General features: G+C 42.5%; 7 protein-coding genes and 1 pseudogene. 7 read left to right on the top strand and 1 reads right to left on the bottom strand.

Annotation, left to right across the window (positions count from 1 at the left end; genetic code table 11):
• Nucleotides 1–10 precede the first annotated feature (10 nt).
• From G7B18_RS17460 to G7B18_RS17435, 7 genes and pseudogenes are all read left to right on the top strand, one after another.
• Nucleotides 11–1,351, top strand: a complete 1,341-nt coding sequence (locus tag G7B18_RS17460; protein WP_164111774.1) for a RagB/SusD family nutrient uptake outer membrane protein — start codon at nt 11–13, stop codon at nt 1,349–1,351.
• 174 nt (nt 1,352–1,525) lie between these two features.
• Nucleotides 1,526–2,668, top strand: coding sequence for an Sb-PDE family phosphodiesterase (locus tag G7B18_RS17455; protein ID WP_164111775.1), 1,143 nt, complete (start codon nt 1,526–1,528; stop codon nt 2,666–2,668).
• A 16-nt stretch (nt 2,669–2,684) separates the two neighbouring features.
• Nucleotides 2,685–5,939, top strand: coding sequence for a SusC/RagA family TonB-linked outer membrane protein (locus G7B18_RS17450; RefSeq protein ID WP_164111776.1), 3,255 nt, complete (start codon nt 2,685–2,687; stop codon nt 5,937–5,939).
• Nucleotides 5,940–5,986: 47 nt separating this feature from the next.
• Nucleotides 5,987–7,732 (top strand): RagB/SusD family nutrient uptake outer membrane protein, encoded by a 1,746-nt coding sequence (locus tag G7B18_RS17445; RefSeq protein ID WP_164111803.1) that lies wholly within the window; start codon nt 5,987–5,989, stop codon nt 7,730–7,732.
• Nucleotides 7,733–7,746: 14 nt separating this feature from the next.
• On the top strand, nt 7,747–8,109 hold the full coding sequence (locus G7B18_RS19160) for a hypothetical protein (protein ID WP_240452896.1): 363 nt from the start codon (nt 7,747–7,749) through the stop codon (nt 8,107–8,109).
• A pseudogene (locus G7B18_RS17440) lies at nt 8,110–8,622 on the top strand (AGE family epimerase/isomerase).
• A complete protein-coding gene (locus tag G7B18_RS17435; protein ID WP_164111777.1) occupies nt 8,546–9,703 on the top strand; it encodes a sialidase family protein in 1,158 nt (385 codons plus the stop codon). The pseudogene G7B18_RS17440 and the gene G7B18_RS17435 overlap by 77 nt, the downstream one beginning before the upstream one ends.
• A gap of 356 nt (nt 9,704–10,059) precedes the next feature.
• On the opposite strand, the gene G7B18_RS17430 is transcribed toward G7B18_RS17435, so the two are convergent.
• Nucleotides 10,060–10,560, bottom strand: a complete 501-nt coding sequence (locus tag G7B18_RS17430) for a GNAT family N-acetyltransferase (RefSeq protein ID WP_205600275.1) — start codon at nt 10,558–10,560, stop codon at nt 10,060–10,062.
• Nucleotides 10,561–10,783: the final 223 nt, after the last annotated feature.

The following is a 10,783-nucleotide window of genomic DNA, read 5'->3' as shown; positions in this document are numbered from 1 at the left end:
AATGAAAGAAATGAAATCTATTGTATATATTTTAGGAATAATACTGTTGACAGCCTTGACGGGTTGTGAAAAGCTACTGGAGACTAAGCCGGATAAGAAACTGGCTACGCCAAATTCGCTGAAAGCTCTTAGAGCACTATTGGATGACTATTTTCAGCTCAATTATGTTGGTGGTGGACTAGGTGAGGCCAGTGCCGACAACTATTATCTGGACCAAAAGGATTTTGACGCACAATCTTCTTCTTTGAGGAATACGTACACCTGGGAGGCAGAGATATCCTCGGAAAATGTGTATGAGGTGTTGTATAAGCGGATAAATGTTACGAATGTGGTCCTCGATGAGCTGAAAAACCTACCGGAAACCGGGGATGCAGGAGAAAGGAGAGAGATAAGAGGGCAGGCGCTATTTGTAAGGGCATATACGTATTTAATTCTCGCTACAACATTTACGAAACAATATGATAAGGGGACTGCAGCTGGTAATATGGGATTGGCGTTGAGGCTTTCATCAAACTTTAATGATAAATCTGTTAGGTCTTCTCTTGAAGAAACTTATCGACAGATAGAAAAAGATGCCTTGGAAGCGGTAGATCTTTTACCCGAATTTCCGGCGCACCAAATGAGAGGTAGTAAGTGGGCTGCATATGCATTTTTGTCTCGGATGTATCTGGCGATGAAGAACTATGAGAAGGCTGAGTTATATGCCGATATGTGTTTATCGCTGAGTAATCGATTGATGGATTATAATGAGTTGGATGAAAAATTGAGATACCCTATTCCTACGTATAATGTGGAGCTGATTTATTATACTTATGGCTCTTCGCGCCTTCCGTCGCTCACGGTTCTGAAGATCCCATCGGAATTGTATGATCTGTACGAAGAACATGACCGTAGAAAAGTGTTGTTTTTTAAAGAAAATCAGGATGGCACAAAGGCTTATTGTGGAGGTTACACGGGGTCTAGTCTCCTGTTTACCGGGATATCAGTTGATGAGGTGTACTTGACCAAGGCGGAATGCCTCGCCCGAATGGGGGATTCTGATAAGGCATTGGAAGTGCTTAATGCGTTATTGCTTAAAAGGTATGTAACGGGCGAATTTGTTGAAAAACAGGCGGCAAATGCTAGGGAAGCACTAAAGTTGGTATTGGATGAGAGAAGAAAGGAGCTGTTGATGAGGGATCTGCGTTGGATGGACCTTAAGAGATTGAATACGGAGGTGGATTTGCAAAAAACACTTACTCGAACCATAGACGGCCGCACGATAGAATTGCTACCTAATGAAAATAGATATGCGTTGCCATTTCCGAACTCGGTTATTCAGATAACTGGGATGAAGCAGAATGAGCGATAGCTATTCCTTACGATGGTCTTCGGTATAGTGTTTATAATACCGAAGACCATGTATATTGGGTTTTTGATTGTAATTTGATCAAAAACAAATATTAAAATTAACCTGAAAAGTATCTTTATTTAATGTTATCGTAATGTAGGCTCAATATTTTTGTGCCAAAATTGATAAGTTAGTATGAAGAAAACTTTACTTCTGACTGCCGTAGCGTTAATGCTAGCAGGGGTAGCTATGGCACAGGATGATGCCGGTATAATGAAACTCAACGAATTACGCTACCCGAAACAACGCAAATTAATCGATATTCCCGATGTAAATGGCTTACAGGTATTGAAGTGTGACTTTCATATGCATACGGTATTTACCGATGGACACGTATGGCCCAATGTACGGGTGCAAGAGGCCTGGAAAGAGGGCTTGGATGCGATTTCGTTTACGGAGCATGTCGAGTATATGCCGCATAAAGACGATGTAAAACCAGGTAATCTACGTCCGCATGAACTGGCCAAGAATATGGCAGAAGAACAGAACATCCTTTTGATCAAAGGTACAGAGGTAACGCGTAACACGCCTCCTGGTCACTTTAATGCTTTATTTATACAAGACGATAAGAATCTAGTCGTGTCCAGGGAATCGGAATTGGATAAGCAGGCTATTCAGGCGGTCGTGGATCAAAAGGCTTTTATCTTCTGGAACCATCCGGGTTGGAAAGCTACGCAGATAGAAGGATCATATGAATGGATTCCATTCGTGGATAAAATGTATAAAGACAAGCATCTGCACGGTATAGAGGTGGTCAATGGCTTCGGTTTTCATAAAAAAGCATTGGACTGGGCTTTGGATAGAAATCTAACCGTTATCGGCAATACGGATATCCATAACTTGATCGCGCATGAATATGATATCGAACGTGCCGGCGTACATCGTACCATGACTCTGGTGATGGCGAAAGATCGATCGGCTGAAGGGATACGTGCGGCTTTGGAAGCGGGTAATACGGTGGCCTGGTCGAGCAACTACCTCTTTGGAAAGGAAGAACATGTACGTGATTTGTTCCACGCCTGTGTAAAGTTGAGCCCGACATTTTATACCAAAACCAATGCTAAGAAAGCGAGCAGTAAGTATTATGAGCTGCAAAACAACTCGGACCTGTATTTTGAGCTAAAACTTGTGGATGGAAAGGCTACTAAAAGTATTGTATTGCAACCGAAGTCTTCGCAGATCCTAATAGCGGATGACGGTCAACGAAAATTATCCTATGAAGTGGTGTCTACCTATGTGCGTAGCGACAAGCATCTGAAAATAGAACTAAGCCTATAATTTATATCAATAAATCATGAATAAGCGAATTCCAATTTTTTTATTGGCAGGGATAGCTATGTCCCAAAATCTCCAGGCTATGGAGCTAGGCTCATCGATTAAAGAGGGGAGAACGGTAGAATGGCAGCAGCAGAAAGTGGCTGGTCGTGTGGTGGATGGTAGTGGAAGGGCTATTCCGCATGCAAATGTGTCGATCAAAGGTACGCTGTTGAATGTGAGTACGAATGCGAAAGGGGAATTTGAATTTAACCATACGAATGGCGCTAAAGTGGTTCTGACGGTTAGTTGTGTGGGCTTTTCGACGAAAGATTTTGAAGTCAACTTCGGGACGGATATCCTCCTTACCTTGGACAACAAGAACGATCTGGATGAGGTGGTGGTCGTGGGGTATGGTACACAGAAGAAGGTTAACCTAACGGGGGCGGTATCGCAGGTATCCTCTGAAGTATTAGAAAATAGACCGGCCCCTAATCTAAGCCGGATGCTACAGGGCACGCTACCTAACCTGAACCTCAAAATGGTGGACGGTAGTCCTACTCGTGGCGCCGAATTTAATGTGCGTGGTACAACCTCGATAGGTGCCGGGGGATCGGCTTTGGTACTGATCGACGGTGTGGAAGGCGACGCAAATATGATCAACCCGAACGATATCGAATCGGTGACCGTATTGAAGGATGCGTCGTCTGCTGCAATATATGGCTCGAGAGCTGCCTTTGGGGTGGTACTGATCACCACCAAAAATCCGGTTAAAGGACAGGCAAAAGTAACCTTAAACTCTAATTACTCCTTTAATCAACGCACGGTAGAACCTAAGCTAGTGACTAACGGCTACCAATGGGCTAAAAATTTTAACGATTCTTTCAATGCCTGGTATGACTATAAGTCTACACCGATATCGGTCAATAATATATATCCTTTCTCTTTGGAATATCTAGAAGCATTGGGAAAATACGCAGAAAATCCTACCGGTGAGGAGGCTGTATTTAACCCGGTGAAGAATAGGTATGAGTATTTCGGTAATACGGACTGGTACAATATGATCTATAAAGATGTCATGCCGGCTACTGAACAGGCGATGAGTGTGTCAGGAGGGGGAGATAAGGCATCGTATTATCTGTCGGGTAGGTACTATCATCAGGACGGTATATTTAAGTATAACCCGGACAAATTTAATAAGTACAATTTACGGGCTAAAGGGGATGTGAAACTCAACGATTGGATTACTTTTCAGAACAATACCGAGTTGAGTACCTACGATTATCACTACCCGATGTTTGCGGACGGCGATGGGAATATATGGCGTCAGTTTGAACATCAGGGATATCCAATGGCTGTAGTCTATAATCCGGACGGTACCTATACGCATACGGCCGTGTATACAGGGGTAGCGTCTTTTATGGAAGGTAATAATGCTTCAGATCTGAATAATACGGTGCTAAGAAATACCGCAGGACTGATCGTAAGACCTGTGAAAGGTCTGACACTAAAAGGGGATATGACGTATGGAAGGACTTGGGAGAACGAGGTACGTACCAACAATTATATGGACTACAGTAATTCGCCCGGTGTAATATCGAGATTTGGAAGGTCTTTGTTGCGGGAGTGGAATGAAAACACAACCTATCTAGCAGGTAATATTACAGCAAATTATGTGAATAAGTTTGCTGATAAGCACGATTTGAATGTGTTGATAGGCTATAACGTAGAGTCATCGCGAACAAAAATGCTACGTGCACAGCGTGATGGTATCCTGGTCGAATCGAAACCTGATTTCAATCTGATGGACGGGTTGAATTACAATATAACTGGTGGGGGTAACGAATGGGCCTATCTGGGTGTATTTTATCGCTTGAATTATGCTTATGATAATCGGTATCTGTTGGAACTTAATGGTCGCTATGATGGGTCTTCTAAGTTTCCTGAGCATCAACGCTACGGATTCTTTCCATCGGTATCGGGAGGCTGGATTGTATCTAATGAAGGATTTTTTGACCCGTTAAAACCTGTGGTAAGTAATTTTAAATTGCGGGCATCCTATGGTTCGCTCGGAAATGGAAATGTGGCTCCATATCGATACCTAGAGCAGATGGGGGTAAGCAAAACGTCGGTCGTGCTGAATGGCGTACAGACAAACTATACAAAATTGCCTGGTGTGATCCCGGATGGTCTGACCTGGGAGCGCTCTACGACAGCTAACTTTGGAGTGGATCTGGGCGTTTTTGGGAATAGTCTAAACTTTACTTTTGACTGGTACAACCGTATGACCTACGATATGTTTACAGCGGGTCAGCCGCTGCCAAATGTATTTGGTGCAGCAGTGCCTTTTGGCAACTATGCGGATATGTCGACCAAGGGATGGGAGCTGACGGCAAATTATAACTCGCAGTTTGAACTGGCTGGAAAACCTTTTAATTGGGGGATAAACGGATCTCTTTGGGATAGTAGGTCAAAGATAGAGCGCTTTAATAACCCGAATAAACTATTATCTACTTATTATGTGGGGCAGCAAGTCGGTGAGATCTGGGGCTATGAAACATTGGGATTCTTTACATCGGAGGAAGATGTGAAAAATCATGCTAATCAGAAATTCCTGAAAAACTCAAACAATAATGTCTGGCTACCTGGAGACTTAAAGTTTGCCGATCTGGATAATAATGATGTTATCAATCATGGGGATAATACGGTGAATAATCCAGGTGACCGTAGGATAATTGGTAACGATAGTCCGAGGTACCAATATGGTTTTACACTATCGGGTAATTGGAATGGTATAGGGCTGTCTGCTTTCTTCCAAGGTATAGGTAAGCGGGATTGGTATTTTGCGCCTGAGGCAGGCCTTTTCTGGGGTCCGTACAATAGACCATACGGTTATCAGCCGACAAAGATGATGGAGGATATATGGACCGAGGAGAACCCGGAGGCCTATTTCCCACGCTATAGGGGGTACACTGCATTGGGAACCGACCGGTCTCTGGGAGCTCCGCAGACCCGCTATTTACAGGATGTGTCTTATCTGCGTCTTAAAACATTGACGGTGGACTATACACTGCCCAAGGAGTGGGTCAATAGAATGAAGATCAACAATGCACAGATCTTTGTGACGGCTCAGAACTTATTTACATTCTCGGGACTATTCAAACATACGGACAACTTTGACCCAGAGGTAATGGAAAAGCCAAAAACTAATGGTGACCTGACCAATGGATCGGGACAGGGATATGCCTATCCTATGTTGAAGAGTACAACGATAGGGATAAACTTAACATTTTAATGGGTAATAGGATACTGGATATTTTGAATTTTTTTGTGATGAATCGGATGAAAACAAAATTTATATTGGGTCTGTTGACAACTGTTGTGTTGGCCAGCTCCTGTAAGGATTTTCTGGATAAGGAGCCTTTTGATAAGCTGGTGCCGGCTTCTTTCTTTAACACGGAAGCGGACTTACAGTTGTATACCAATTCTTTCTATCAGGATTTTATTCCGAATGGACTAGCGATTGTACAGGCTGATGAGATGGGAGACTATACGTCTAAAAATAACTCGCCAACATTTATTGCTGGTAATTTTTCTCCAGTGGATCAGGGCAAATGGGATTGGACAAAGCTGCGGAACGTAAACTACTTTCTATCACGCTACGACAATGTGGCTATACCGGAAGAAGCGAGGAAGCACTATGCAGGGGTAGCTCGCTTTTTTAGGGCTTACTTTTATTTTGATAAGGTGAAAACCTATGGTAATGTGCCTTGGTACAGTAAACCGCTTGCTACGGATGATCCGGATCTCTATAAGAAGCAAGATCCAAGGTCACTGGTCATGGACTCGGTATTGGCAGATATTGACTTTGCGATAGCAAATATCAGAACGAATAAAGATAACTCGTCGAGTATGATTACTAAATGGGTGGCTTTAGGACTGAAGTCCAGGATATGTCTTTTTGAAGGTACTTTCCGAAAATACCATGATAATTTAGGGTTGAAATCTTCAGCGGACAAATGGTTGGAAGAGTCTGCAAAGGCGGCGAAGGAAGTGATCGATAGTAAGCAATATGCGGTTTATAATACGGGAAAACCGAATTCGGATTATAGGACACTTTTTATCAGTGAAAATCCGGTGTCGACAGAGGTCATGTGGGCAAATACATTCAATAATGCATTGAAGCGCTGGCACGAGATCACCTGGAAATTTAACTCGGCTACCTATGGGGCACGTTGGGGATTGAATAAGCAGTTTGTAAATACGTATCTAAATACTGATGGTACGCGCTTTACGGATAAAGCGGGTTACGACGAATTGGAGTTTAAGGAGGAGATGAAAGGGAGGGATGCGCGATTGGGGCAGTCGGTGCGCTCGCTTGGCTATAAACGTTCGGATGGATCGGCAGCTCCTCCAAACTTTGGGTATACGTTTACAGGTTATCATATCCATAAGTTCAGCTTGGACGATAAGCGCTTGGATGGTGTAGCCGAGGGATTCAATTCGATAACGATGATGCGCTATGCTGAGATACTATTGAACTATGCAGAGGCAAAGGCCGAGCTGGGCTTGATGAACGATGTGATATGGGGGGAGACTATAGGTGCGCTGCGCAAGCGCGCAGGGGTGAATCCCGCGGTACCAATGGCGGTGGATCTTTACATGCAAAAGGTTTATTTTCCAGAAGTGTCTGATAAATACCTGATGGAAGTGAGACGTGAACGTGGAATAGAATTGGTGTACGAAGGATTAAGGTATGACGATCTGTTACGCTGGCGTAAAGGAAAATTGTTGGAGATGGACTGGAAGGGGATATATGTACCTGGAATGAATATCGAAATGGATCTGGACGGTAATAATACGCCTGATGTATGTTTTGTGAAGTCTATTCCGAGTAAGACCACGCCAGGGGTGGTGTACTTTGTAGTAGATGATAAAGCAGCCAAGCTGTCCGAAGGAACTAAAGGTCATATCATATGGCGTATAGACGAAGAAAGAAGATTTGAAGACAAAAAGTACTTTAGACCAATTGCAAACGCGGATATAGTCGATAATAATAAATTGGAACAAAATCCAGGCTGGGATTAATCGTTGGTTAAATCGTGCAAAGCCGAAGGCTAAAGAGCCTGTATCTAATCGAGATACAGGCTTTTTTATTGTTAAATTCTGTCGTGTCCGCTTGTGCAACCTATGCTAAGGCATCGGGAGATGAGGGTGCTGCTCGACTGGCCAGAGATCTGTTTGGTGTATGTATGGAGTATACCGCAGGCCAACGGCTGATGGAACCAAAGTTTGAAAGTACTCGTCCTACAAAAGGGATAGGTATTCTTATGATCATGATTACTACCGCACAACAATTGCACGTGACTATAGGCGATACACGATGTGATGATGCTATTGTACACTGGATGAGTGAGATAGAAGCATTGTTTGTGAAGGATGATATACGCTGTGTGATGGAATAGGTGGCTCTAGATGGGAGTATTGTTGATTATGTGGATGGACGAACACTAAATCCAGGACATGCTATTGAAGGGGCTTGGATTATTCTCCATGAGGCCCGGTATAGGAATAACGATCCCCAGCTGATCGATCTGGGCTGCCGTATGCTGGATTATATGTGGGAACGAGGTTGGTACAAAGAATATGGCGGAATTCTTTATTTTTGAGATGTATATCATAATCCTGTGCAAGAGTACTGCCAGGATATGAAGTTTTGGTGGCTGCAGCATGAGACAATCATCGCTATCTTGCTGGCTTATCTCATGACGGACAAGGATAAATACGCAATGATGCATCAACAGATCTACGAATATGCATACAGTCATTTTCGTGATAAGGAACGAGTGGATATAGTTTGGATATTCCATACGACCATTAAAAAGAAAAAAACACACACATATGAACAGAATACTAATTACATTGATTTCGTTGGCTCTTGTATCCAGATTGGAAGCGCAAGAGGTGACTGTTTTTAAATCGGGTAGCGAGGGTTATGCTAGTTATCGGATACCTGCCGTGGTTAAGGACAAAAGTGGACAGCTGATCGCATTTTCCGAGGGGAGAGTAGATCATGCCGGTGATTATGGCAACGTAGATATTGTATATAAAATCAGCAAGGATAACGGTAAGACGTGGGGAAGCTTGAAAATTGCGGCAGACTATGACAAGTTGCAGGCCGGTAATGCTGCTCCTGTTGTCGATCTGCTGGATCCCCAATACCCAAAAGGTAGAATTCTTCTGTTCTATAATACAGGTAATAACCATGAACATGAGGTACGTGAGGGAAATGGATTGCGAGAGGCTTGGTACATTACTTCTACAGATGGTGCATTGACCTGGTCTGAACCTGTAAATATCACGACACAGGTGCATCGACCTAACCAACCTGATGTAAACCCAGCGTATAATTTTAAGGAAGACTGGAGAGCGTATGCAAATACGCCGGGACACGCCCTTCAATTTGATAGCGGTGTGTATAAAGGAAGGATTTATATCCCGGCCAATCATTCAATAGGCGAACCGAAATCACAGGGCAGAGATTATTTTGCACATGCTTACTATTCGGATGACCACGGTAAAACATTTAAACTTGCTGATAAGATTGTCTTCGAAGGAGGAAATGAGACGATGGCTGCTCAGCTATCGGATACTGAACTGTATATGAATACGAGAAATCAGCAAGGAAATGTACGTGCCCGTATCGTAAGCTATTCAAAGGATGGTGGCGTCAGTTGGGACACCACTTTTTATGATAATAATCTGCCAGATCCTGTAAATCAAGGAAGCACTTTGTCTTGGAAGAAAGGAAAGAGCTATATCTTGGCTGTGTGCAATGCTGCTGACGCGAAGGAAAGGGATAAGCTGACTTTACGTCTGTCAAAAGACAAAGGGAAGAAGTGGTATTTTGAAAAGATTATCGCAAAAGCACCGGAAGGATATAAAGGTGCATATTCTGCTTACTCGGATATGGTAAAAGTTGATAACCGTACAATCGGAGTTCTATATGAAAAAGATAACTATAAAGAGATCGTATTTTTGCCAGTATCTATAAAGTAGTAGTGGTTTTTAGGGAAGTAGATGAAGGGCACCCAAACCATTGAAAAATCTGCATTGTCCGAAAAGGGTAATGATCTACTTGGAAGCTAGGGAAGAAGGTCGTTTGGATCTGAACAGGTATCTGTTTTGGGACGGCTTTCTTAAACGCGAATAAGGGATTAAAGTATGACATGAAACGAGTTGTGAAATTCTGGACGAATGGGGAAAGCTGGTGTAGTGATGGTATCTATGAAGTTTTAAAACTTTATACGTATAGATTATGTATCGCTAAGTCGGGGGGATATTTGTGTAAGTGCTTAGCGGCCTGTCCCGTGTGGGGACAGGCTTTTTTATCGAAGGAAATGTAGCCTAATATGTTAATGCAGTTGACGTTCCATAATATAATCTTCCATCAGAAATCCATTACCAATAGAAATATCTTCTTGACCCACAATTTCAAAGCCTATTTTTTGATAGAAATTTACAGCCGTATTGTCCCGGTTTACGTTAAGCGATAAGGTACGGTTAGTGTTAATAAGTGCTATTCTAGATACCTCATCAAATAGTTGTCGGCCAACTCCTTTTCCCTGTGTATCGGGCAAAAGATAAATTTTGTGAATTTTTGTCTTTTGTTGGTTTTTATAGTTTAGCTCGAAGGACAGATACCCTATATTTTTGTCCTCTTCTTTAGCGATTAAAAATGAATGATTACCTGTGGTTATTTGTTCTTCAAGAGCTGTTGTTGAATACATCATTTCCATCATATAGGTAATCTGTTCTGCAGACAGAATGTCGCTAAAGGCTACAGGCCAAGCTTCTGCTGCTATGGATTGTATAATAGGTATATCTTCTAATTGAGCCGTTACTATTTTAATCATATTGGATGATTTTGTTTGCGATAAAAATAGGGGTTCTATTGTAAATCACCAAAATTAGATTTTTTCATTTCTGGTAAATAATAAAGCCGATCTGTTGGCTTCAAATGTTCAATAATATAGGATTTCATAGTCTAGATTAAAAGGGTTTGTATAACCCTGAGATGCTAGCTTCGGGGCTGTTTTTTGAAAGGATGGACTATGGGATCATTGACCGAGTTGTTAT

This window comes from Sphingobacterium sp. xlx-130, from assembly GCF_011007405.1.
GTDB lineage: Bacteria > Bacteroidota > Bacteroidia > Sphingobacteriales > Sphingobacteriaceae > Sphingobacterium > Sphingobacterium luzhongxinii.
The sequence above is the reverse complement of the archived record's forward strand: the minus strand, read 5'-3'. Positions and strand labels throughout refer to the sequence as shown.

Bases quoted from the DNA above. Each gene is read 5' to 3' on its own strand.
- G7B18_RS17460 (WP_164111774.1), top strand. From the start codon at position 11: ATGAAATCTATTGTATATATTTTAGGAATAATACTGTTGACAGCCTTG.
- G7B18_RS17455 (WP_164111775.1), top strand. From the start codon at position 1,526: ATGAAGAAAACTTTACTTCTGACTGCCGTAGCGTTAATGCTAGCAGGG.
- G7B18_RS17450 (WP_164111776.1), top strand. From the start codon at position 2,685: ATGAATAAGCGAATTCCAATTTTTTTATTGGCAGGGATAGCTATGTCC.
- G7B18_RS17445 (WP_164111803.1), top strand. From the start codon at position 5,987: ATGAAAACAAAATTTATATTGGGTCTGTTGACAACTGTTGTGTTGGCC.
- G7B18_RS17435 (WP_164111777.1), top strand. From the start codon at position 8,546: ATGAACAGAATACTAATTACATTGATTTCGTTGGCTCTTGTATCCAGA.
- G7B18_RS17430 (WP_205600275.1), bottom strand. From the start codon at position 10,560: ATGATTAAAATAGTAACGGCTCAATTAGAAGATATACCTATTATACAA.